The organism is Desulfonatronum sp. SC1 (genome assembly GCF_003046795.1).
Lineage (GTDB): Bacteria > Desulfobacterota > Desulfovibrionia > Desulfovibrionales > Desulfonatronaceae > Desulfonatronum.
Window position 1 is genome coordinate 22,702 of sequence record NZ_PZKN01000028.1, and the last position, 24,514, is coordinate 47,215.

The following is a 24,514-nucleotide window of genomic DNA, read 5'->3' on the forward strand; positions in this document are numbered from 1 at the left end:
GCTCGTCATGCCCGCGAAGGCGGGCATCCAGGTCATGCTTGCCACATTTTTTGAGCAAGTACAGGAAGACCGGCTTGAAGACGTCCACATGCAGGAACCAAGAGAGCCGTCTTGCCAAGATTTCGGGCTTGTGGCATGTCCGAAAGCAGGGAGGACGGTATGCAATTATTGCCCATCAGACAGGCTCTGCTCAGCGTCACGGACAAAACCGGCTTGGTGGAGTTCGCGACGTTTTTGCAGCGGGGCGGGGTCCAGCTCATTTCCACAGGAGGCACGCGCAAGACGCTTCTTGACGCCGGACTTCCGGTTCGTGCCGTCAGCGAGGTCACCGGGTTCCCGGAAATCCTCGACGGGCGCGTGAAAACGCTGCACCCGCACATTCACGGACCGTTGCTGGCTGACAAGGACAATCCCGAACACCTCCGAACCCTGACCCAGCGCAGCCTGTTGCCTCTGGACTTGATCTGCGTCAATCTGTACGATTTTGGACAGGCCTTGGAACAGAATCTGAACCTGAGGGACTGCGTCGAGCAGATCGACATCGGCGGCCCGACCATGCTCCGCGCGGCGGCGAAAAATTTCCACAGCGTTCTGGTGGTTCCCAGTCCGGACGACTATCCCAGGGTCATGGCCGAACTGGGTTCCCAGCACTATCACGTTAGCCTGGCTCTGCGCCGCGAAATCTCAGCCAAGGCCTTCCGTCTGACCTCCGCCTATGACGCGATGATCGCGGGCTATCTGGAAAAAGACTTCGGAGAGGTCGCGACATAGCCGCCCAGGTTCACGGCAACACCTCCGGGCTCAAGCCGAGCCAGGTCAAGGCCCTGTCCCGCCTGTACCAAAGGCGCTACCCCGCGCTGGGCGGCTACACCCTGGAACAGGCGCGGGAACTGGCTATGCTCAGCACGGACCTGGGCCGCCAAGTCGGACTGCTCATCGACCGTCAGGGTCGTCCGAAAATTATCATCGTGGGCGACGCCCACGGCATCCTCATCCCCGAACTCCCTCCCGGCCGCCACGGCCCGGGCCGACTGCGCGGTCTGCGCCTGCTGCACACCCACCTGAATCAAGACCCCCTGAACGAGGAAGATCTGATGGACCTGATCTTTCTCCGCCTGGACTCCATCGCCGCTCTGGGCTTGGACCCCACGGGCCTGCCCAGCGTGCTGTCCTGGGCCCACCTTCTGCCCGGCGAGTCGGACCAAGGGCCGTACCGCGTTTCAAAGCTCGTCGCCTGGGACCAAGTCCACGTCAATTTTTTGGAACAAACCGAAGCCATCGAAGAGGAACTGAGCAGAACCATCGCCGCTCAAAATGCCGCGCCGAACGCCGGACGAATTGGGGACCGGGCTCTGTTGGTCAGCGTGGATACGCTTCCCCGGGCCGAGCAGGAACGCAACCTCCAGGAACTGACGGAACTGGCCCGAACGGCCGGGATCACCGTGGTCGGCCTGGTGATCCAGCGAGTAACGCGCCATAATCCCAAGCACATTCTGGGCAAGGGCAAACTGGCCGAACTGGAGGTCCAGGCGCTGCGGACCAATGCCGGACTGCTGTTGTTCGACCAGGATTTAAGCCCCACCCAGATCCGCAACCTGAGCCAGCTCAGCGAACGCAAGGTTCTGGACCGGACCCAGTTGATCCTGGACATCTTCGCCCAGCACGCCAAAACCAGGGCCGGGAAGCTGCAAGTGGAGATGGCCCAGCTCCGCTACGCCATGCCCCGGCTGGTTCGCCAGGACAGGGCCATGAGCCGCTTGGCCGGGGGGATCGGAGGACGAGGACCGGGGGAAACGAAGCTGGAGCTGGATCGGCGCAAAATTCGGCAGCGGATCGCCAAAATCAAGCAGGAATTGGACACACTGCGCCGTCAAAGAGAGGCCACGCGGGTCAGGCGGCAAAAGGTGGGTCTGCCCGTTGTGGCCATGGTCGGCTACACCAACACGGGCAAGTCCAGCCTGCTGAACGTGCTGACGTCCAGCGAGGTGCTGGCTGAAAACAAGCTCTTCGCCACGCTGGATCCAACAAGTCGCCGGGTCCGTTTCCCGGAACACCGGGAAGTGATCCTCACGGACACCGTGGGCTTCATCCGCCGCCTGCCTCCGGAACTCAAGGAAGCCTTCCGGGCCACGTTGGAGGAACTGGACGAAGCGGACCTGTTTCTGCACGTGGCCGACGCGGCCCACCTGGAATTGGAACGCCAGGTCAGAGACGTACGTGCCATTTTGACGGACATGGGGCTGCACGAAATTCCGACCCTGCTGGTGCTGAACAAACTCGACCTTCTCGCCGCTGAGGATCGGCTTGAACTCGGTCGACTTCTTCCGGAAGGCGTCGGGATCTCCGTCGCGTCCGGCGAGGGGCTGGAGCACTTGGTCCAACGGATCATGGCCGCCCTGCCGGCGTCGGTCGCGTAGCTGAGTGAATTATGCCGATCTCGCCGGCGGACACAACTCGACCCTGTTTCTGCCGTTGTTCTTGGCCTGATACAGGGCCTTGTCCGCGGCGTCGATCAGGGTAGAAATGCCCGGCCCCAGACCGCATCCGACATGCAGTTCCGAGACCCCGGCACTGACGGTGATCTTGATCCCGGCCGAAAGAACTTTGCCGTCGACGTCGCGAACCAGAAAATTGTAGTTCTCGATTTTCTTGCGGATGATTTCGGCCATGTCCACAGCATCCTCGCCGGAAACGCCGGGCAGGATCAGGACGAACTCCTCCCCGCCGAACCGGGCCGGGAACAGTTCCTGGTCGCTGAGTTTGGCTTGGTGCTCCACGAACGACTTGAGCAGACCGGCCACCGTGACCAGGGCCTGGTCACCAACAAGATGGCCGTAGTCGTCGTTGAATTTCTTGAAGTGGTCGATGTCCATGAAGATCATGGATAAGGGCTTCCCGGAAGCCACGGCCGTGGTAATCGCCCGGTTCAGAAACGCGTCCAGGGCCCGACGGTTGTTCAGCTGCGTCAGCTCGTCTGTCAGTCCGATGGAGACTATGGTCTCCAGATCCTGCTGCAACAGCTCCTCGATCTTCTGAAACCCGCTTTGGATCTCCAGCACCATCTCGTCTAGGGGCTGCTCTCGCTGGATCGTCTCCAGGGTCATCACGCCCAAGTCCTGAACGTCGCTTTTCCTGTGCATCAGCATATCCTGAAATTGCTTGATCAGGAGCGCGGTATCCTGCAAGGTCTCGGTCAGTTTTTCCCGCCACTGGTCATTGATGATCCCCTCGTTGTCCCGGAGCAGCTTGCGGAAGGCTTCCTCGGAAAAATCCTTCTTGCGTAGCACCTCCATGACCAATTCCTGCGTCCGCTCCCGTTGATCCGGAGTCAGGAATTCGTAGTCCCTGATGCTGCGCATGTACATGATCAAGCCGCGCCATTTGGACTCCCGGGGGACTCCCAGCTGCTCCATGGTTTCGCAGAGATCTTCGAAACATTCTTTCATCCGGCCACCTTCCGTCCATACGATTCCAAGGGTGTTCCCAAAGACCGGCTACCTAGTTTGCTTGGCTTTACCGATCACATCCGGCAGTGGTCGTATCGCAAAGCAGGCGCATCACGCAAGAAGCACCTGGCGCACCAACGACAAAAGGCCGGACAGTGTCCGGCCTTTTGCGGTGTATCAGCTTGTACGGGCAGGGCCTAGTACATTCCGCCCATGCCACCCATTCCACCCATCCCGCCGCCGGGCATGGGCATATCCTTCTTGGGCTCGGGCTTCTCGGCCACGGCGCATTCGGTGGTCAGCAGCAGACCGGCCACGGAAGCGGCGTTCTGCAGTGCGATGCGGGTCACCTTCTTGGGATCGATGACGCCGGCGGCGATCAGGTCTTCGTATACGCCGGTGGCGGCGTTGAAGCCGAAGCCGTCCTTGCCGTCCTTGACCTTCTCCACCACGATGGAGCCTTCGAAGCCGGCATTGGCGGAGATCATCCGCAACGGCTCCTCGATGGCCCGACGGACCAGGGTCACCCCGGCTGCTTCGTCGTCATCCACGGTCTTGATGGAACCCAGGCTCTTCACGGCACGGACCAGGGCCACGCCGCCGCCGGGCACGATGCCTTCCTCAACCGCGGCACGGGTGGCGTTCAGGGCGTCCTCGACCCGAGCCTTCTTTTCCTTCATCTCGGTTTCGGTGGAAGCACCCACGTTGATCACGGCCACGCCGCCGACGATCTTGGCCAGCCGCTCTTGCAACTTCTCGCGGTCGTAATCGGAAGTGGTCTCTTCGATTTCGCTGCGGATCTGCCGAACCCGTGCCTTGATCTGCTCAGGGTCACCGGCGCCGTCGATGATCGTGGTGTTTTCCTTGTTGATCACGATGCGCTTGGCCTTGCCCAGGTCGTTCAGGGAGATGTTCTCCAGCTTGATGCCCAGGTCTTCGGAAACCATCTGCCCGCCGGTCAGGATGGCGATGTCCTGAAGCATGGCCTTGCGGCGTTCGCCGAAGCCGGGGGCTTTGACGGCGGAAACCTGCAGGGTGCCGCGCAGCTTGTTCACCACCAGGGTGGCCAGGGCTTCGCCTTCCACATCCTCGGAGATGATCAAGAGCGGCTTGGACATCTTGGCCACCTGCTCCAACACGGGCAGCATGTCCTTCATGCTGGAGACCTTCTTCTCGCAGATCAGGATCAGCGGCTCATCCAGTTCGCAGAGCATTTTTTCCGGATCGGTAACGAAATAAGGAGAGAGGTAGCCGCGGTCGAACTGCATCCCTTCCACCACTTCCAGAGTGGTCTCCAGGCCCTTGGCTTCCTCCACGGTGATCACGCCTTCCTTGCCGACCTTGTTCATGGCCTCGGCGATGATGTTGCCGATGGTCGGGTCGTTGTTGGCGGAAATGGTTCCGACCTGGGCGATTTCCTTCTGGTCGCGGGTGGGCTTGGTCTGGTTGGCCAAGTCAGCCACCACGGCCTCCACGGCCTTATCGATGCCGCGCTTGATGGCCATGGGGTTGCGTCCCGCGGCCACCAGCTTCACGCCGTCGGTGAAGATGGCCTGGGCCAGAATGGTGGCGGTGGTGGTGCCGTCGCCGGCCACGTCGCTGGTCTTGCTGGCCACTTCCTTGACCATCTGGGCGCCCATGTTCTCGAACCTGTCGGACAGTTCGATTTCCTTGGCCACGGTCACGCCGTCCTTGGTGATCACCGGGGAACCGAAGGACTTTTCGATGACCACGTTGCGGCCCTTGGGGCCCAGGGTCACCTTTACGGCATTGGCCAGGGTGTCTATGCCTTTTTTCAGTCGTTCACGCGCCTTGGCGTCAAAAAGTAGTTCTTTAGCAGGCATGGTTGTTCTCCTTGCGTCGTAAAAATCGTTGATGTCGTTGATGTTCTCGGTCGATTCGCGATGCGAAAGGCCTAGTCTTCAATGATGGCCAGGATGTCGTCCTCGCGCATCACCAGGAACTCTTCGCCGTCGACCTTCATCTCGGTGCCGGCGTACTTGTTGAAGAGCACCTTGTTTCCGGCGGCCACGGCCATTTCGGCGCGCTTGCCGTCGTCGCCCACTTTGCCGGGGCCCACGGCGATAATTTCACCCTTCATCGGCTTTTCCTTGGCCGAATCAGGAATGATAATCCCGCCCTTGGTCACTTCCTCGCCCTCGAGCCGCTTCACCAGAACACGATCATTCAATGGCTTCAGTTTCATTTTTTTCTCCTCCGAATTGGTTTAATTGTTAGCACTCGAAGACGGTGAGTGCTAACAAGGCGACTTATTCACGAGACTCCCAAGAAAAGCAAGCCCTGTTTGAAGCCAAAAATGGAGAAATTTTCATATAAGTAGCAATTTGATCTCAATAAGCAAATCATAAAAATCATATCGCCATAATTCGCATCTGAACTATGAATTACGCCATTATGAAAAAGATGTGGCAATATTTGCCGCGGACGCGTCTGGGCAGAGAAGGAGTTCTAGCGTATGGTTCGGCTCTTTCTGGCCGACTGTCTCAGTGGTTTTCCCAACCGCTCTGAACCCGCCATCTCAAATCTTGATCGGAGGACCGTCATGGATCGCAATCCCGTCGTGGCCGGTCGGTTTTATCCCGGCACGAAACAAGCCTGGGAGGCTGAAGTCCGAAGCCATCTTCCTCTTGCATCCTCGCCGAGCAAGGCCCTTCTGGCCATGTTGCCTCACGCCGGATATGCGTACTCCGGGGCCGTGGCCGGCAAGACCCTGTCAGAAGTGATTCCGACGGAAACCGTGCTCCTGCTGGGCCCGAACCATACCGGACTCGGACGCCCCCTGGCCCTGTGGCCCGACGGTCGCTGGTTGTTGCCCGGCGCGCACCTGGACGTGGACGGAAGGCTGGCCGGACACATCCTGGAGGCCGCCCCGGCGATTCAAGCCGACCACCAGGCCCATCTTCAGGAACACTCCCTGGAGGTCCTGCTGCCCTTTCTCTGGGCCGTCCAACCCCAATCGAAGATCGTCCCTCTGGCCGTGGTCGAGCCGCGTTTGGAAGTGCTGCTGGACACGGCCCAGAAACTGGCCGAGGTGCTCGCAAAGTGGCCCAAACCAGTACTGATTCTCGTCAGCTCGGACATGAGCCATTTCGTTTCCGCCCAGCGAGCCAAAGAACTGGACGGCTTGGCCCTGCAATCCGCCCTGGAGCGCGACCCGGAGAAGCTCTACGCCACGGTGCGCGATCAGCGGATATCCATGTGCGGGATGCTGCCCATGACTTTGGGGCTGGCCACGGCCAACGCACTTGGAGCGACCCAAGCCCGCCTGATCGCCTACTCCACCTCCGGCGACGTGACCGGGGATTTTTCCCAAGTGGTCGGCTATGCAGGGGTGGTGGTGGAGTAAGTCAGTGGTGCGGCTGCCGGGCTGATCCGGGCTTGCCCTCTCTTCCAGTCCGATCGTTTGTGGTGTACACGCCATGCCCATGGCTGTGCCGATTCTCGTCTCCTTCACCGGCCTGACCAAGGCCTTCACCGCTCACCCGCTGTTCACCGGCATTTCCCTCGGCCTGTTCGAAGGCGAACGCACGGGGTTGATCGGCCCCAACGGCTCCGGAAAATCCACCCTACTCAAAATCGTCGCTGGGCTGGAAGAGCCGGACCAGGGAGAGGTGCATCGGCGCAAGGACGTGCGCGTGGTCTATCTCGCCCAGGAAGAGCGCTTCACCCCGGGTAGCACGGTGGAGCAGGTTCTACTGGATGCCCTGGCCGAAAAATCGCCTGGTGAATGGTCTGGTGAATCGTCCAGAGGGTCCGTCGAGAGACAACCTGAATGTCTCCCCGAAAGCCATTCGACCCCGGAAACCTTTCAGCGCGTCTGGGAGATCTCCAGCCGTTTGCATCTGCCTGACGGTCCCACCCCGGTGGAAACCCTGTCAGGCGGCTGGCGCAAACGCCTGGCCCTGGCCCGGGCCCTGATCCAGGAACCGGACCTGCTCCTGCTGGACGAACCCACCAACCATCTGGACTTGGAAGGCATCCTCTGGCTGGAAAAACTCTTGCTTCAGGTCCATTTCGCCTTTGTTCTGGTCAGTCACGACCGGGTCTTTCTAGAAACCGTCACCAACCGAATCGTGGAGCTGAACCGCGTCTACCCCGAAGGATTTCTCCGGGTGGAGGGCAACTACAGTACGTTTCTCGACAAGCGAGAGGCTCTCGTCGCAGCCCAGGAGGCCCAGGAACAGGTTTTGGCCAACAAGGTTCGCCGGGAGATCGAATGGCTGCGCCGCGGGCCCAAGGCGCGAACCACCAAGGCCCGCGCGCGCATCGACGAGGCCCATCGTCTCCAGGACGAGTTGGCCGAGGTCAGCGCCCGCAACGCCCTGAAGCAGACCGCGGACATCACCTTCGACGCCACGGGCCGCAAGACCAAGCGATTACTGGAAGCCCGCGGTCTGGGCCTGACCTTGGGCGAACGGCCCTTGTTCGCCGACCTGGACATCCTGCTCTCCCCTGGAACCCGCCTGGGAATCATGGGACCCAACGGCGCGGGCAAAAGCAGCCTGATGCAACTGCTGCACGGCTCGCTCCAGCCGGACCAGGGCACCCTGCGTCGGGCCGACGGTCTGCGGGTGGTCTACTTCGACCAGAAGCGCGAACAGCTCGACCCCGAAACCACCCTGCGCCAGGCCCTGGCTCCCACCGGGGACACGGTGGTCTTCCAGGACCGCGCCCTGCACGTGGTCACCTGGGCCAAGCGCTTTCTGTTCCGGCCGGACCAACTCGGGCTTCCGGTGTCCTTGCTCTCCGGCGGGGAGCGGGCCAGAGTGCTCATCGCCCGGCTGATGCGCACCCCCGCGGACGTTCTGCTTCTGGACGAGCCCACCAACGACATCGACATTCCGACCCTGGAAGTGCTCGAAGAAGGGCTGCGGGATTTTCCCGGGGCCATCGTGCTGATCACCCACGACCGCTATTTATTGGATACACTCTGCGACAAGCTGCTGATCCTGGAGCCGGGCGCGAACGGACACGGCCGAGCGCGTTATTTTTCAGATTACGCCCAATGGCTGACGGCTCGTTCATCCCCTGACGTCTCCGCCGGGTCCGACGACACCCCCCCAGCGACCAAGCCGAACGCCCCCAAAACCCGGCGCCCCACCAAGCTGTCCTACGGCGAACAGCGGGAGATGGACGGCATGGCGGAACGGATTCGGGAAGCCGAGGCCCTGGAGCAGGGACTGCGCCAAGCCCTGGAAGCTCCAGAAAACGCCTCCAAAGCCGAAGTTCTGGCCGATCTGGCTTCCCGGCTGGACCAGGCCGAGGCCGACCTGCTCGGCCTTTATGAACGCCTTGACGAACTGGAAACCAAACAACGGGAATATGAACATGCCCCGACGTGACCAACTCGCAGTACCGCTGTACCGAGCCGTGCTGATCGCCATCGCGACGGCGCTGGCCCTGGCCCTGCTCCCTGGTCTCGGCCTGAGCACCGCCCAGGCCGCCCAGCCCCAGCGCTTCACCCCCTCGTCCTCCTCCGCTGCGGCCGCCTATCTGCTCATGGACGCGGACAGCGGGCAACTCCTGGTGGCTCACGACATCGACGCATCGCGAGAACCGGCCAGCCTGACGAAAATGATGACCGTCTACGTCGCCGGACAAAAGCTGCTTGAAGGGACCATTTTCATGACCGACGAGGTCCGGGTGAGCCAAAGAGCGTGGCGGATGACCGGCTCACGGATGTTCCTGGACCTGAACTCCACCGTGTCCGTGGCCGCCCTGCTGCACGGGATCATCGTCCAATCCGGCAACGACGCCAGCGTGGCCCTGGCCGAACATATCGCAGGCAATGAGGCGGAATTCGTCCACATGATGAACCGTACCGCTTGGGACCTGGGCATGACCCGGACCAACTTCGCCAACCCCACCGGCCTGCCGGCTCCCGGGGTTCAGACCACGGCCCGGGACATGGCCACCCTGTCCCTGGCCCTGCTGCGCGACCACCCCTACCTGTACAGCCTGCATTCCATCCGACACTTCGAGTATAACAACATCAACCAGACCAACCGGAACCGCCTGCTCCACCGGGACCCCACCGTGGACGGCATCAAGACCGGCTACACCCGGGCAGCGGGTTATTGCCAGACCACCTCGGCGGTGCGCGATGAAATGCGCCTCATCGCGGTGGTGCTGGGCGCGGGCTCCGTGGCCGCCCGCACCCGGCTGAACCAGGAGCTGCTGGATTACGGCTTCAGCAACTATGAAACCCATCGGCTGCATTTTCGCGGAGAGCCCCTGGGCGCGATCAAAGTTTGGAAGGCGCGTCAGAACGAGTTGGCCTACGGCTTGAACTCGGATATCGTGGTGACCATTCCCAGGGGACGACTTCCGGATCTGGATCAACGCGTCTCTCTTTCCCTGACCGAACCGGTCATCGGCCCGCTGCTCCGAGGCCAAAAGGTCGGGGCGCTGGAGATCTCCCTGGACGGCCAAATTTTGGCCAGGGAGGACGTGTTTACCATGAACGAGGCGGCCCCGGCCGGTTTCTTCAGCCAAGTCGTAGACTCCGTCCGCCTGCTTTTGCTACGCTCGAATCTGCTCTGACCACTTGACCAACCCGATCCATGGACCAGGACCACGCCTCTCATCTCCAAGTCGCCTTGGGCGAAGCCCACCGGGAAATCGCCCGTCTTCGCGAACAACTGCAAGACGACCGGCGCGAGTTGGAAACGTTGCGTGAAGCGAGGGACAACCTGCGCGCCCTGTTTCACCAGAGCCCCGACGCCATACTGATCTGTTCCTCGGCCGACCGCATCATCGACCTGAACAACAGGGCCGCGGATCTGTTCGGCGTCCCCCGCCTGGACCTTATGGCCTTGAGTCCACGCCAGGACCTGCTTCGCCCCCGCGGCCCGCTGGACAAGTTCGAGGACATCCGGGCCAAACTCCCGGACGGGGACGTCCTGAACTTCAACTGGGTGGCCAGGCGCCCTGGAGACGGCAAGCTGTTTCCAGTGGAAATCTCCCTCGCCAAGACCATCTGGAGCCACCAAGACTCCATGCTGGTCTGCCTGCGGGACATCACCCAGAACCGCCGGATCAAGAATCTGCTCCGTCGGCGCCGCAAACTGCTGGCCGTGATCCTGGACGGCACTCCCATCGCCACCTTCGTGATCGACACGGAACATCGGGTGATTTTCTGGAACAAGGCCTGCGAAATCCTGACCGGCGTATCCAGGAGCCAATGTCTGGGCAAACCGGTGGACTCTCGTATTTTCTACCCCGAGCCGTCCAGGCCGGTTCTGGCCGATCTGGTCCTGACCATGGACCGTCCAAAAATCGGCGCCCTCTATCGGGACAAAAATCTTGCTTCCAGCGCCTTCATCCCGGAAGCCTTCGAGGCCTCGGACCGGCTGACGATCCAGGGCGCATCGCGTTCCATGTACTTTCTGGCCGCCCGGTGCCGGGACGAACGTGGTGAAATCGTCGGGGCCATCGAGACCATCCAGGACATCACCGAACGGACCCAGGCCGAAGCCGAACTCCGGGCCAGCAAGCGTCTGCTCACGGAAATCACCGCGAACATCCCCGGGGTGGTCTATCAGTACCAGGCTTCCGGCAAGGACCAGGGGAGCTTCACGTTCATCAGCGAGGGTATCTGGAATTTGTTCGGCCTGCCCGCGGAAAGCACGTTGCGGGATCCGGAACTGTTTTTCGAACGCGTGCACCCCGCAGTTCGGGAGCGCTTTTCCACATCCTTGACATTCTCCGACCCCCCCGGCCCGGTGGAATTCGAGTTCTCCATGCGTCGAGACGAGGGCGAGGTGCGCTGGTTCAAGAACAGCTCCCTAGCGACCAGAAAACCGGACATGAGGGTGGTCTGGAACGGGATGCTCACGGACATCACGGAAATCAAGCGCGTCGAGTCTTTGCGGGCCGACGTGGAGCGGATGGTCCGCCACGACCTTAAGTCGCCCCTGACCGGGATCGGCGGACTGGCCAAAGTGTTACTGCGCGGCGAACTCCCCGACCGTCAGCGGGAAATCGCGTCCACCATCTACCAGAGTGCCATGAAGCTTTTGCACATGCTCGGCCACTCCATGGCTCTGTTCAAGATGGAGGAAGGCGCTTACGAACTCCAACCGGAACCCTTCGACCTGATCCGGATGCTGCGTGGCCTGCACGAAGAGTTTTTGCCGTCGGCCACCACCAAGTCCCTGGATTTTGCCTACCTGCTGGACGGCCGCCCCCTATCCTGGGACGATGAATATACCCTTTCCGGAGAGGCGATTCTGCTCGAATCCCTGTTCGCCAATCTAATCCAGAACGCCGTGGACGCCGCTCCGGAAAGCACCCGGATCACCATTGCCGTCCGTTCTCCGAAAAGCAGCTCAAAGCTTCGTCAAGATGAGCGCCAGCAGGCGCATCCGGGTTCTCTGCATGAAATCGACATCCACAACTTCGGCACCATCCCCGAAGACATCCGCGACCGTTTTTTCGACCGCTACGTGACCTACGGCAAGGAGCACGGCACCGGTATCGGAACCTACAGCGCCATGCTCATCGCCAAGATCCACGGGGGAACCATCCGCTTCACCACCTCCGAAGCCCAAGGCACCCACCTGATCGTCTCCCTGCCCCGGCAATATCCCGCCTGACGTCCTTTGGTTCACGACGGACGCACCGGTCTATGTCCGTTCACGTTTCCTGTCGCGGCTCCTGAAGCCTGACAGCAGGCGTTTCCATGGCCACGTAGGGTTGCAGCAGCAGGTCGACCTGGGTGCCCTTGCCCGGCTGGCTGCTCAGGCGCAGGTCGCCCCCCAGGTCGCTGATGATCTTCTTGGTCATGGCCAGTCCCAGGCCGGCTCCGGACCCGGTTTGCTTGGTGGTGAAGAAGGGGTTGAAGATCTTGTCCTGGATATCCAACGGAATGCCGTGACCGGTATCCTCAATGCTGATCAGGACCTGGCGGCGCTCCATGGCCGTGGTCACCGTGAGCCGCCCGCCATCGGGCATAGCCTCATGGGCGTTCTTAATCAGATTGATCAAACACTGTTTGAGCAGTTCGGCGTCGGCCCGGATATTGGGCACCTCCCCTCCGAGCCGGACGTCCAGGATCACGCCACGTTCCTGGCTGCCGATCCCGAGTACCTGCACGGTTTCGGCGACGATCAGATTGGCGTCCACTTCCGCCAGCTCCGAGGATGTGGGCCGGGCGAAGTTGATGATGCTCTTTAAAATCCTGTCCAGACGCTTGGACTCTTCCAAGATGATGCGCACCTTTTCCCGGCTGTTCTCGGTCAGTTCCTGGGAGCGCAGCAGAGAATTGGCGAATCCGCCGATGGAGAACAACGGGTTGCGGATTTCATGGGCGATGTACATGGACAACTCGCCGATGGCGGCCAGCTTCTCGGCCTGCTGCAAGCGCTTCTCCATTTCCGTGCGCAACGTGACGTCCCGACGTACTTCGATTATCCGATGCACCCGTCGGGCATCGTCAAACACCGGGTAGGCGGTCACCTGGTAGTAATGGACCCGGCCCTGCTCATCCATCCAGGTTTGCAGCGCCTCCTGTTCCCGCTGGTTCGCAAGAGTCGCAAGCACCGGCCAGTCCCGACGCGCCGGGCCGCAGGCCGCCTGGCCCGGTCCGGCGGGGACCGTGTTGCTGGATTGATGCAGCAACGCCTGCTTGTCCACGCCGTGCCGTTCGCAAACCTGCCTGTTCACGTCCAGAATACGGCCCTGATCGTCCAGAAAGAAAATCTCGTCCGGCAGTTCGTCGATGATGGTGCTCAGCAGGCTCCGGCTGCCGCGCAGGTCGGCCTGGCACTGGCCGGACACCTCGCTCATCACCAGCATGCAACACAGAAAGACCGTGCAAGCGCGATCCAGCAAGGCCACTGAGGACGGCAAGATCTGGCGCAGGGTCTGCACGGTTTCCGGGCTGCCCGTCAGATCCACCACCAGATTGATGTCCGGGTGGGCCGCCACCATGGCCTCCGTGTCCGTAAACCAGTGGATGCCCCGTTCCGTCAATTCCTGCTCCCGCGCCGCCGGAGTCTGGCCGGAGCAGGCCGCGAGGCGCATGCTGGGGAGCTGCGTTTCGCGCGCCGAGCGGTCCAGCAGTTCCAGGATCGCGGCAAATATCGACGAGAGGGCCGCGTCGTCTCGCGAAACCGACCCAGCCTCCGGGCAGACCAGTCCGACCAGAAAGTCTCCTTGGGCCGCCTCCAGGACGTGAACGGCTTCATTGTAACCTGCTGAAAGATGCATATGTTCCTCGTGGGGTTGACGGGCCATGAGTTCCGTGCCAAGCGCTGGACGCAATTTCCGGAAGTCCTCAAACCGCGAGCAACGGAACCGAATGCCAAGCCATACCCTCAATCCCATTCCGACTTCAAGCGACCCCGCGGACTTCGCCGGGCCGAGCGTCTGGTGCGTCAGCCTGGGCTGTCCCAAAAACCGCGTGGATACGGAGCGCATGCTCGGAGCACTCGGCCCCGGGCGGGTAGTGCACGACATCCACCAAGCCCGAATCGTGCTGATCAACACCTGCGGCTTCATCGCCCCGGCGGTGGAGGAGTCCACCCGCGTGATCCTGGAAACCGCGCAAGATATCGCCGACCTCCACCCCCGTCCCCTGTTGGTGGTCGCGGGATGTCTGGTTTCCAGGTTCGGCGCGGAACTGCGCGAAGCCATCCCTGAGGTGGACCTCTGGCTGAACGTGGCCGAGGAAGACCAGTTGGCTCCACGGCTGGCCGAACTCAACCTCGCTCTCCCTCAGGCAGCGTCGCCTGGCCGGGTCGTCAGCACCAAGCCGGTCTACGCATACCTGAAGATCGGCGAAGGCTGCGACCATCGCTGCCGCTTCTGCACCATCCCCACCATCCGCGGCCCCTTGAAAAGCACGCCGCCGGACCTGATCGTGGCCGAGGCCCAAGCGCTTCTGGGGCAGGGCGTCCGGGAACTGATTCTGGTGGCCCAGGATCTGACGTCCTACGGCCGGGACCTGGGCTCGCGAAACGCCCTGGAATCCCTGATCGCGCGGCTGGCCGGACTGCCCGGGCTGGACTGGCTGCGGCTGATGTATCTCTATCCCGTCGGCTTGACGCCGCGCCTGCTGCGTTTTCTGGCCGAACTCGGACCGCCCCTGCTGCCCTATTTCGACATCCCCTTGCAGCACGCCCACCCGGACATCCTCCGGGCCATGGGCCGCCCCTTCACCGGAGATCCCCGCCAAGTGGTGGACCGGGTCCGGGAGCATTTTCCGGAAGCGGCCCTGCGCACCAGCCTGATCGTCGGCTACCCCGGCGAACGGCCCCACCATTTTCAAAAGCTCTTCGATTTCGTCGCCGAAACCCGCTTTCACCACCTCGGAGTCTTTGCCTTCTGCCCGGAACCGGGGACCAAGGCCGCGACCCTGCCCGACCAGGTCGGCGCCAAGACCAAGGCCCGGCGCCGCGAAGGGCTGATGAAGCTGCAAGCCGAAATCAGCGCCGAAATCCTCGCGCAATACCAGGACCGGGAAATGGACGTGTTCGTGGAGCGCCCCAGCCCGGAGTGGCCGGGACTTCATGAAGGCCGGGTCTGGTTCCAGGCCCCGGAAGTGGACGGCATCACCTACGTCAGCGGAGAAAACATCCGCCCCGGCGAACTGGTCCGTGCTGAAATCACGGATACCAAGACCTATGATTTGGCGGCTCTGGTTTGATGAGAAAGGCGTTCAATCCCGCGCCCTGGGAAAAAACAGGCCGACCCGGGTTCCGTTGCCCGGTGAAGTCGTGATCTTCAGATCGCCGCCGTGCAGGGTCATCACCCGCTGCGCGACAGCCAATCCCATTCCGGCCCCCACCGCCTTGGTGGTGAAGAACGGGTCGCGGACAAAGGAGAGATCCTGCTCGGGGATACCCCGTCCGGCGTCGGTGACGCGCACCTCGATCATGTCCGCGGTTTCCCGGGCCTCGATGATCACGTTTCCATCCCCCGGACTCATCCCGTCAGAGGCTTCAAAGGCGTTCTCCACCACGGCGTCCAGGGCCAAAGCCGCCAGCCCCGGGTCCGCGAAAATCGCCCAATCCGGAGAAGGCGACCTGGCGATTTGAAGCACTCGTCCCGGATGCGCGGCGTTATTGCCGACTCTCCGGACCGTCTCGCGCAGCAGGTCTTGTACGCCAAGACGTTGGAATGTTCCCGGCGTGATGGAAACGTACTCCCGGACGGCGGCGGCCATCCGCTCCAGACGCTGGGCCGACTCCATCACGCTTCGCAGATACTCCGCCACCTTTTCCGGCTTGTCCGTGTGCTTCGCGGCGAGCCCCGCGAACCCGCCGATGGTCATGATCGGGTTGCGGATTTGGTGGGCAATGGACAGGGCCAGGTTGTTCAGGCTGTCGGCCCGCTGCTGCTCGGCGAGACGCTTCTCTTCCAGAGCGGCCTTTTCCCGCTGGTGCATCTGGCGAAACTCGGTCATGTCCTCAACCAGGACGACCAATCTCCAGTCGTCCCCGCCAAAACGCAGGAACGAAGAGGTGATCTTCAAGAAAAACCTTTGTCCGTCCGGCCTCGCGTACCAGACCTCCCGGCTCTGCCGAACCCGTCCCTCCTGAATCACGTCCAGGATCGCGTCGTTGAAATCGTTGTTCTCGGGATGGTCGATGAACAAAACGCTCCAGCCCTGCTCCAGCAGCGTGTCCCTGGAAAATCCGAGAATAGCGGCCAGAAGAGCGTTGACCTGAAAAACCCGTCCTTCCTTACCCACGATCATCAAACCGGCGGGCATGCTTTCCAGGACGTTTTCGACAACGCTCTCCCGGATCAACGCATTCGGATCGTTGTCCGAGACGACGCACTGCTTGCCGGATTCTTGCCAGACCTCGGAGGGAGACGTTTTCGGCTCCAAAAGGGATTTTCGAGAAGGAGGGGGCATCGGGTATTTCTCCATTCGACTCGCCCTAAGACCGGCGACTTGGGGTAAGCCCGTCAAAAGCCGCGATAAAGGTCGAAGTCGACCCTATATCGCAACCTCGGCGTTTGCCAAGACAATGCTTGGGGAACGTTAGATGAAGCATCCTCGAGCCTTCTTTGCGGAGCAGCGTCTTCATCAAAATTCCCGGGGCCATATGACGTTTCGAAAAACGACGTCTTGCCGCCCGCTTGCCCTCCAATCCCGCACGGTGTAGACAATTCCGGTTTTTGCCGTGCTCCGTAAACCGTTGCCGGCTGTATCCCTCTTTCCAGAACCAAATCGAATGCATCAAGAATCATCTTCCCCGTCATCTCCCCCTGTCGAAGCGGCCGAAACGGATCAACAGGCCCAAGCCCTTGAACTTCCGTCCTGCGTGAAACATGTCCGGGTGGACGAGAGGAACGTGTATCTCGTGGGCACGGCCCATGTTTCCAAGCAGAGCGTGGAGGACGTCCGGACCACGGTGGAAATGGTCCATCCGGACACCATCTGCGTGGAACTCTGCCCGTCCCGGCATCGGGCCCTGATAGACCGGGAAGGCTGGCGCAAGATGGACATCATGCGGGTGATCCGGGAACGTAAGACCCCGTTTCTGCTGGCCCAACTGATCCTTTCCTCGTTCTATCGCAAGCTGGGCGATCAACTGGGCATCCAACCCGGGGCGGACATGGCCGAGGGCGTGCGCCTGGCCAAGGAGACCGGCGCCCATCTGGTCCTGGCGGACCGGGAGGTGGAGATCACCCTGAAACGGACCTGGCGGCATCTTGGCTTTATTGAAAAGTTCAAAATGGTCGGGCAGCTGCTGATGGGCCTGATCTTTGCGGGCAAAATCGACGACAGCGTTGTCGAATCTCTGAAGCAGAAGGACCAGATGGAAATCCTGATGGACGCCTTCGCGGACGAATTCCCACAGGTCAAGCGGCGGCTCATCGACGAGCGAGACCTGTTCCTGGCCCAGAAGATCCGCGAGGCCCCAGGCCAAACCGTGGTCGCCGTGGTCGGGGCCGGGCACATGGCCGGTATCGAAGCGCACATCCACCAGGACACGGAACTAGCGCCTCTGACGGTTCTTCCGCCCAAGTCCAGTGTCGGCTCATTCCTGAAATGGGCCATCCCCATCGCCATCGTGGTCCTGATCGCCTGGGGCTTCCTCAAGGAAGGCCAGGCCCACGCCATGGAGTCGGCCATCATTTGGGTCGCCCTGAACAGCGTCCTGGCCGGCCTTGGCGCTGTGCTGGCCTGGGCCCATCCGTTGACCGTGCTCACGGCCATGGTCGCCTCGCCGTTCACCAGCCTGAACCCGATGATTGCCGCCGGGTTCGTGGCCGGATTCGTCCAGGCCGTAATCCGCCGACCCACCGTGGCGGACCTGGAAGACCTGCCCCAGGCCATCACCTCACTGAAAGGCTTCTGGACCAACCCCTTGTGCCGGATTCTGCTGGTGGTCGCCCTGGTCAACCTGGGCAGCTCCCTGGCGGCCTTCATCTCCGGCGGCTGGATCGCGGCCCGGACGTTTTGATCAAAGGTCGCCACCCAGGCGACCTTTCTACTATTTCGCTCCCTTCCAACCCGGCACGTATCCAGTCCGGTCCCGGACAATCATATCCCCCCACAGACATCCGCTGAACCCTTTCCCGAGGGGGTTCAAGAAGCCATTATTTCCTGCTACGTCATTTCTTACATCAAACGTCTGGCCGCTCACATTGCGCGGTACCGCCCGCAACCATGTCAACGCACGGAGGTTTCATGAAGATCAGCGCGGAGAAACAGAAGGAAATGCTCTGGACCATGCTTCTGTCCCGTCACTTTGAGGACGAACTGACGGAGCTATGCAAGATCGAGGGCAAGATTCCGGGGATGATGATCCTCAGCACCGGCCAGGAGGCCGTGGGCTCCGGGGCCTGCGCGGCCCTGGAACCGGAGGACGTGATCATCACCAACCACCGCAGCCACAATCACCTCCTGGCCAAGGGGGCCGACCCCAACACCCTGATGGCCGAAATCTACTGCAAGCGCACCGGCTGCAACAAGGGCAAGAGCGGCACGCTGCATCTGGCCGTGCCCGAGGTCAACGCGCCCTGCACCTCCACCGTGGTCGGGGCCGGGCCGCCCATTGCCGTGGGTCGGGCCTTTGCCCAGCAGTACAAGGGCGAGCAGCGGGTCACGGTCTGCTTTTTCGGCGACGGCGCGGCTGCCGAGGGCTCGGTGCACGAGGCCATGAACCTGGCCGCGCTGTGGCGGCTGCCGGTGATCTTCATCTGCGAGAACAACGTCTACGCCGGGGCCCAGCGCTATGAAGAGCACGCCCCGAACCCGAGCATGGCCGACCGGGCCTCGGCCTACGCCATGCCCGGCGAGGCGGTGGACGGCAACGACGCCCTGGCCGTGTACCAGGCCGTGCGGGAGGCCAGGGAGCGTGCATTGGCCGGGGAGGGGCCGAGCCTCATCGAGTGCAGGACCTACCGCTGCCGGGGCCATGGAGAAGCTGATCCCCAGCACTACCAGCCCAAGGAAGAGATCCGCGCCTGGAAGGAAAAATGCCCTATCCCCCGCCTGCGGGACGACCTCCTGGCCCAAGGGCTGATCACCGCCGCGGACGTTCAGGCAATGGACGACCGGGCCGAGGCTCTCGTGAAGGAAGCGGTCCGTTTTGCCGAGGACAGTCCGTACCCCAGCCCGGAGGAGGCGCTGGAGGATGTGTTCGCGTAACAGTCCGTTGACATGAAATCCGAAGAAATTTTTGCCACAAGGAAGGACGCCATGCAAAAATTAGGAATGGGACAAGCCGTGAACCAAGCCCTGCGGGAGGAAATGCACCGCGACCCCAACGTGTTCATCGCCGGGGAAGGCGTGGGCGTGAGCATTCACTTGAACCCCATGTTTCCCACCCACGGCCTGTTGGAAGAATTCGGACCGGGGCGGGTCAAGGACACCCCGGTTTCCGAAGCGGCCATTGCCGGGCTGGCCGTGGGCGCGGCCGAGGCCGGACTGCGCCCGGTGGTGGAGATCATGTTCAACCCCTTTTTCACCCTGGCCTCGGACATGATCGTCAACCACGCGGCCAAGCTGCGCTATCTGTCCGGCGGCAAATCTACTTTTCCCCTTGTGGTGCGCATGAAATCCGGCGCGGGATTCGGGGCCGGATGCCAGCATTCGCACAATCTTGAAGCCTGGGCGGCCCATTGCCCCGGCCTGAAGGTGGTCATGCCGGCCACGGCGGCGGACGCCAAGGGCCTGCTCAAGTCGGCGATCCGGGATGACAACCCGGTGATTTTCATCGAGCATATGGGTCTGTATTTCGCGCCCATGCCCGTGCCGGAAAACGACTATCTCACTCCCATCGGCCAGGCCGAGGTCAAGCGGCCGGGCACGGACGTGACCGTGGTCACCTGGTCCGGGATGCTCGGCGTGGCCATGGCTGCCGCGGAAAAGCTGGCCCAGGAAGGCGTCAGCGTGGAGATCGTGGATCTGCGCACCCTGGTCCCCCTGGACAAGGAGACCATCCTTACTTCCGTGGCCAAGACCGGTCGGCTGGTGGTCCTGCACGAGGCCACCCGCACCGGAGGCTTCGGCGGGGAGATCGCCGCCGTGGTCATGGAGGAGGGCTTCAACCTGCTCAAGGCCCCCCTGCGCCGGGTCACCGGCCCGGACATCCCGGTCCCGGCCAGCCCGCCGCTGGAGCGGTTCTACATTCCAGACGACGAACAACTGATCACGGCCATCAAGGAGATTCTGTAGCCGGTTTCCAGCCCCCCAAGCCCCCCAACCAACGGGAGGAACCATGCGCATCAACAGACGGACCTTTCTGCACTACTCGACCCTGGTCGCCTCGTCCCTGGCCCTGAGCGGCCTACCCCTCTACGCCTACAACCCCCAGGCCGGGGCCGGACCCCGGGACGGGGTACGTCGCAGCTATTGCGGGTTGTGTCATCCGCGCTGCGGCACGCTGCTGCACATGAAGGACGGCAAGGTCTTCGAAGTCAGCGGGGACCCGGACCATCCGGTGACCCGGGGGCTGATCTGCGAGCGGGGCCTGCTCATGCCGGAGCATATCCATCACCCGGACCGGATCAATTACCCGCTGAAGCGGGTCGGAGCCCGGGGCGAGGGCAAATGGGAGCGGATTTCCTGGGATCAGGCCCTGGACGAGGTGGCCGCCAAGCTGAGTCGGCTGCGGGAGGCCCACGGGCCGGAAACCCTGGGCTTCACCCACGGCACCAGCCGGACCCATCACTGGGACTGCCGCCGGTTCTACAACCTCTTCGGCTCCCCCAACGTCTGCGGGGCGAACAACATCTGCATGTGCCCGTCCTACGCCACGGAGTTCGCCACCTACGGCGGCATGGCCCGGGGCAACGCCCGGCAGGCCAAGTGCCTGGTGGTCTGGGGCAAGGCCTCGGCCAATTCCTCGCCCATCCAGGCCTGGCCGGCCACCCAGCAGGCCAAGCGCAACGGGGCGACGATCATCGTGGTCGATCCCCGGGAGATCGAGGAAGTGGCCCTGGCGGACATGTGGCTGCAGATCCGGCCGGGCACGGACCTGGCCCTGATGCTGGGCTGGATTCGGCTGATCATCGAGGAGGAATTGTACGACGCGGACTTCGTGGCCCAGTGGACCGTGGGTTTTGAAGAACTGCGGGACGCGGTGCGGGAGTACACTCCGGAAAAGGTCAGCGAAATCACTTGGCTGCCAGTGGACAAGATTACCGCCGCGGCCCGGATCTACGCCACGTCCAAGCCGGCCCAACTGCCCTATGCCTACGGCCTGGACAAGCAGGGGATCAATTCCACCCAGTGCGCCCGGGCTCGGGCCATTTTGCGGGGCGTCACCGGCAACCTGGAAATTCCGGGCGGGGAAACCTTTGGGCAGACCCCGGAAGTGGCCCGTGTGCGCGGGGAGTTCGACCTGGTGGCCGCCGAGGCCATCGGGCCGGAGCAGCGGGCCAAGCAGCTCGGCGCGGACACGTACCCCTTTTTCGGCTTCCCCGGCTGGGAGCGCAACCTGGCCAACAACCAGAAGCTGCCCAGGGGCCAGGTCAACCCGCCATCCATGTACCGGACCTGCGTGGCCCACATCCGGGACGTGTTCCAGGCGGCCATCACCAAAAAGCCCTATCCGATCACGGCCATGCTCTCCGTGGCCAGCAACCCGATGCTCTCCTTTCCGGACCCGAAAATGGTCTTCAACGCCCTGACCGCCCTGGATCTGTACGTGGTCATGGAATACTACATGACCCCCTCCGCGGCCCTGGCGGACTATGTCCTACCCTCGGCCACCACGGTGGAGCAGCCGGAGCTGTGGGTCACCGGCGGGTTCTGCATGGCCTGCCCTCCGGGCATCGAGCCGCTCTACGAACGCCGGGACACCTATCAGTTCTACCGGGGCCTGGGTCTGCGTCTGGGCCAGGAAAATGACTGGCCTTGGGAAAACCTGGAGCAGGCCTGCGATTTCCGTCTGGAGCCCACGGGCTTGACCTTCCAGGAACTGACCGCGCAATACGGCTTCTTCGGCACGCCGGAGTTCAAGCGCTACGAAACCTCGGGCTTCGGCACCCCTTCGGGCAAGGTGGAGCTGTATTCCAGCATCTTCGAGGAACTGGGCTGCGACCCCCTGCCCGCCTACAAGGAGCCCCTCTGGAGCCCGGCCGGGGATCCGGAGCTGGCCGAGCAGTTTCCGCTGGTCCTGATCACCGGCAGCCGGTTCATGCCCATGTACCATTCCGAGCAGCGCCAGATCGAGTCGGCAAGAAAGGTGAATCCGGACCCGCTGGTTCTGCTCCATCCGGAAACAGCCCAGGAGTTGGGCCTGGAGAACGATCAATGGGTGTCTGTGATCTCGCCCAAGGGCAAGATCCGGATGCGCCTGCGCACCTCCCCCCGGATCCACCCTAAAATGGCCGACGCCCAGCACGGCTGGTGGTTCCCGGAACGCAAACAAGAACTTCCGGAACTGTTCGGGGTCTACGAATCCAACGCCAACGTGCTCTGCCCGCTGGAACCGGAACATTGCAGCCCGGAAATCGGCTCCTGGCCGCATTCGGCGTTGCTGTGCAGGGTTGAGGCCGCGTGATGGATCCTGAAGGGTGAGGCGAAGCGAGCAGTTTGAGCGCTTCCGTGAAGAAGCCTCCTCCGCGGTCACTTTCTTCGACTGTCCTGGCAATCGCTCTTCTCCCTGGCCAAAATGAGTTGGAAAAGAAAAAGGGTTGCAAGCGTGATTGCTTGCAATCCTTTGATTTTAATTGGCGTCCCCAAGGGGATCTCGAACCCCTATTACCGGCGTGAAAGAGGGAATTCTCGCTCATACACTTTTATAAACACCCTCAAATACTTTGAAAATTTACTTTCACCTGGGTCATGGGGGGCACCTAGTTCACCTGGGGATGTGATCAATGATCCCCAAGGACTTGAACCGGTCCATCAATCGTTCATGGTGCGAACCCGGCCAGAAGACCCGGTTGCATTGCGGACATTCAAAGAAGGAATTGTAATATCGCCTGGTCAGAGGTTCAAGGCGGTCCAAGACTTGCTCCTTGGATCGGGCATGGAGCCCACGGTTGCAGTACACGCAACGGGTGAACGGGCGCAGACAGGTTTTCAGATCAAAGAGTTCAAGAATTTCCAGAAGTTGATCCCAAGGTTCTTGGAACCGGACAAGACGACCCCATATGATGCGGCTTCGCTTCAACAGGCGATGGTCCCGGCTCAACAGGATACGGCTTGTCCTATCTGAATCAGCCGCGATTTCGTCATCATCCTTCCCCTTGCAGTCCGCGGCATCCAGGCCGGCGACTCGCAGGAGCTTGGCCAATCGGTGAACATTTTCATCAACCAGGAAAGCCACCTGGAGAAGGGGCTTTGGTCGCAGCAAGGTGGGTTGGCGAACGTCCCAGGGTGTTTCAACGGGGAACGCGTCCATGATCCGCCCAGGTCTGAGTCGGGCGTGAAAATCGACGGGAATACCATCCAGGTGTATTCCACCAATCTCGGTATGCGGGGGACCGTGAGCTTCAATGATATCCTTGACCGAGGCGTTGCGGTCTGGATTGAACATCAGTCGCCCGCCGCGTTTGGAGGCTGGAAGCAAATCCTGGAGAGTGCCGTGAAATCTGATCTTGGCCGTGGTCATGGGACATTTTGCACGCTTTTCTAATCAAGTAGGAGGAAAACATGAAGAAAATTGCCCTGTTCGTCTTCAACGGAGATCCGATGTGTTTCATCCATGTCCTTTTGAATGCCTTGGATATGCAGGCCAAGGGGTATGAGCCGAAGGTGATCATCGAGGGAGCCGCGGTCAAGCTGATTCCCGAGTTGGTAAAAACTGACAATCCCTTGAACGGATTGTGGCAAAAGAACCTGGCTGCCGGTCTCATTGAAGGGGTTTGCAAAGCCTGCTCCACCAAGCTGGGAACTCTGGAGGCCGCCAAAGAACAAGGCTTGACACTCCTGGATGACATGTCCGGCCATCCCAGCATGGCCGGTTACCGTGACCAGGGTTTTGAAATCATCACCTTCTGAGCGGTACTGACTGATTCAGGTGGGCGCAATTTTTGGGATTCATGCCAATTCGTACCCCACACTACTCCAATGCTTTCTTGATTCCAAACGTTATTGAGGGTAGCAAGATCGCCTCATCGGCATGCCCAACCTCGCTTGGTTGATGCCTTCTCCGACCCTGGCCCAGGCAATCGACCCTCTCGCGATTGCACTCCGCCTTGGCCAGGGGGAGCCTGCTCCTCTGGAGGAACTGCGCAAGGAAATCATCGCAATCTGTGAAGAGATGCTCCGGTCCCTGGGACGAGCTGTTTGCTCATGCCGCACAGCAAAAGCCTGAACACCTCAATGACCTGGTACCGTACTGGGTGTATGACGAAGGCCTGGCCAGGATCGAACGACACATTTTCATGATCCCGTTTAGCAGGGAAATCGCGAAGCTGAAACAACTCAAAAAAGGTCTTGCCTTGTATCGCTTGGCCTTTGGACAACCGAGACAAGAGGATTTTATCGCATCGCTTGATGTAAAAGAAGATAATTATGATACAATAGTTTTGGAAAGCATGATCTCTTTGGCTCCGAGGAACTATGAAATCTTGGGTAAAGTCCAGGATGCATAATTAGATGAACAAGCATCATCTCAAGTTATTAT

The 24,514-nt window shown here is 61.4% G+C and carries 19 protein-coding genes; 13 read left to right on the top strand and 6 right to left on the bottom strand.

Annotated features, from left to right (window positions below; all coding sequences use genetic code 11):
* Positions 1-159 precede the first annotated feature (159 nt).
* Together C6366_RS14190 and hflX are read left to right on the top strand one after the other, a co-directional pair.
* Positions 160-771 (top strand): IMP cyclohydrolase, encoded by a 612-nt coding sequence (locus tag C6366_RS14190; RefSeq protein WP_107739017.1) that lies wholly within the window; start codon positions 160-162, stop codon positions 769-771.
* Positions 772-896: 125 nt separating this feature from the next.
* The gene (gene hflX / locus C6366_RS14195) at positions 897-2,417 is read left to right on the top strand and encodes a GTPase HflX (RefSeq protein WP_233248507.1); all 1,521 of its coding nucleotides are present in this window, start codon (positions 897-899) and stop codon (positions 2,415-2,417) included.
* A 9-nt stretch (positions 2,418-2,426) separates the two neighbouring features.
* On the opposite strand, the gene C6366_RS14200 is transcribed toward hflX, so the two are convergent.
* The 3 genes from C6366_RS14200 to groES all read right to left on the bottom strand — a co-directional run bounded on the left by C6366_RS14200 (position 2,427) and on the right by groES (position 5,652).
* Positions 2,427-3,446 (bottom strand): GGDEF domain-containing protein, encoded by a 1,020-nt coding sequence (locus tag C6366_RS14200; protein ID WP_107739021.1) that lies wholly within the window; start codon positions 3,444-3,446, stop codon positions 2,427-2,429.
* Between the two features lie 197 nt (positions 3,447-3,643).
* Positions 3,644-5,290 (bottom strand): chaperonin GroEL, encoded by a 1,647-nt coding sequence (gene groL / locus C6366_RS14205; RefSeq protein ID WP_107739022.1) that lies wholly within the window; start codon positions 5,288-5,290, stop codon positions 3,644-3,646.
* A 71-nt stretch (positions 5,291-5,361) separates the two neighbouring features.
* The gene (gene groES, locus C6366_RS14210) at positions 5,362-5,652 is read right to left on the bottom strand and encodes a co-chaperone GroES (protein ID WP_107739023.1); all 291 of its coding nucleotides are present in this window, start codon (positions 5,650-5,652) and stop codon (positions 5,362-5,364) included.
* A 357-nt stretch (positions 5,653-6,009) separates the two neighbouring features.
* Here groES and amrB point away from each other — a divergent pair, with 357 nt between their 5' ends.
* The 4 genes from amrB (at position 6,010) to C6366_RS14230 (ending at position 12,064) form a co-directional block, all read left to right on the top strand.
* Positions 6,010-6,813: an AmmeMemoRadiSam system protein B gene (amrB, locus tag C6366_RS14215; RefSeq protein WP_107739067.1), complete on the top strand. Its 804-nt coding sequence runs from the start codon at positions 6,010-6,012 to the stop codon at positions 6,811-6,813.
* Between the two features lie 73 nt (positions 6,814-6,886).
* Positions 6,887-8,809 (top strand): ABC-F family ATP-binding cassette domain-containing protein, encoded by a 1,923-nt coding sequence (locus C6366_RS14220; protein WP_233248508.1) that lies wholly within the window; start codon positions 6,887-6,889, stop codon positions 8,807-8,809.
* Positions 8,796-10,010, top strand: a complete 1,215-nt coding sequence (locus C6366_RS14225) for a D-alanyl-D-alanine carboxypeptidase family protein (protein WP_158269797.1) — start codon at positions 8,796-8,798, stop codon at positions 10,008-10,010. The genes C6366_RS14220 and C6366_RS14225 overlap by 14 nt, the downstream gene beginning before the upstream one ends.
* A 20-nt stretch (positions 10,011-10,030) precedes the next feature.
* Positions 10,031-12,064, top strand: a complete 2,034-nt coding sequence (locus C6366_RS14230; RefSeq protein ID WP_107739025.1) for a PAS domain-containing sensor histidine kinase — start codon at positions 10,031-10,033, stop codon at positions 12,062-12,064.
* A gap of 40 nt (positions 12,065-12,104) precedes the next feature.
* Here the strand turns inward: C6366_RS14230 and C6366_RS14235 are convergent, their stop codons facing one another.
* A complete protein-coding gene (locus C6366_RS14235; protein WP_158269798.1) occupies positions 12,105-13,679 on the bottom strand; it encodes a nitrogen regulation protein NR(II) in 1,575 nt (524 codons plus the stop codon).
* Between the two features lie 91 nt (positions 13,680-13,770).
* Here C6366_RS14235 and rimO point away from each other — a divergent pair, with 91 nt between their 5' ends.
* Complete coding sequence (gene rimO / locus C6366_RS14240) at positions 13,771-15,117, top strand: 30S ribosomal protein S12 methylthiotransferase RimO (protein WP_107739071.1); 1,347 nt, start codon at positions 13,771-13,773, stop codon at positions 15,115-15,117.
* Between the two features lie 12 nt (positions 15,118-15,129).
* On the opposite strand, the gene C6366_RS14245 is transcribed toward rimO, so the two are convergent.
* Positions 15,130-16,332: a nitrogen regulation protein NR(II) gene (locus C6366_RS14245; protein WP_158269799.1), complete on the bottom strand. Its 1,203-nt coding sequence runs from the start codon at positions 16,330-16,332 to the stop codon at positions 15,130-15,132.
* Between the two features lie 322 nt (positions 16,333-16,654).
* Here C6366_RS14245 and C6366_RS14250 point away from each other — a divergent pair, with 322 nt between their 5' ends.
* The 4 genes from C6366_RS14250 (at position 16,655) to C6366_RS14265 (ending at position 22,441) form a co-directional block, all read left to right on the top strand.
* Complete coding sequence (locus C6366_RS14250) at positions 16,655-17,890, top strand: TraB/GumN family protein (protein ID WP_107739029.1); 1,236 nt, start codon at positions 16,655-16,657, stop codon at positions 17,888-17,890.
* Positions 17,891-18,117: 227 nt separating this feature from the next.
* Positions 18,118-19,080 carry a thiamine pyrophosphate-dependent dehydrogenase E1 component subunit alpha gene (locus C6366_RS14255; protein WP_107739031.1) on the top strand — a complete coding sequence of 321 codons (963 nt, stop codon included), beginning with the start codon at positions 18,118-18,120 and terminating at the stop codon, positions 19,078-19,080.
* A 51-nt stretch (positions 19,081-19,131) separates the two neighbouring features.
* Complete coding sequence (locus tag C6366_RS14260; protein WP_031386432.1) at positions 19,132-20,109, top strand: alpha-ketoacid dehydrogenase subunit beta; 978 nt, start codon at positions 19,132-19,134, stop codon at positions 20,107-20,109.
* 43 nt (positions 20,110-20,152) lie between these two features.
* Positions 20,153-22,441, top strand: coding sequence for a molybdopterin-dependent oxidoreductase (locus C6366_RS14265; RefSeq protein WP_107739033.1), 2,289 nt, complete (start codon positions 20,153-20,155; stop codon positions 22,439-22,441).
* A gap of 300 nt (positions 22,442-22,741) precedes the next feature.
* Here the strand turns inward: C6366_RS14265 and C6366_RS14270 are convergent, their stop codons facing one another.
* Positions 22,742-23,497, bottom strand: coding sequence for a Mut7-C RNAse domain-containing protein (locus tag C6366_RS14270; RefSeq protein WP_107739035.1), 756 nt, complete (start codon positions 23,495-23,497; stop codon positions 22,742-22,744).
* 41 nt (positions 23,498-23,538) lie between these two features.
* Here C6366_RS14270 and C6366_RS14275 point away from each other — a divergent pair, with 41 nt between their 5' ends.
* Both C6366_RS14275 and C6366_RS14280 read left to right on the top strand, forming a co-directional pair.
* Positions 23,539-23,886 (top strand): cytoplasmic protein, encoded by a 348-nt coding sequence (locus tag C6366_RS14275; RefSeq protein WP_107739037.1) that lies wholly within the window; start codon positions 23,539-23,541, stop codon positions 23,884-23,886.
* Between the two features lie 254 nt (positions 23,887-24,140).
* Complete coding sequence (locus C6366_RS14280) at positions 24,141-24,482, top strand: hypothetical protein (protein ID WP_107739039.1); 342 nt, start codon at positions 24,141-24,143, stop codon at positions 24,480-24,482.
* The last annotated feature ends 32 nt before the right edge of the window (positions 24,483-24,514 follow it).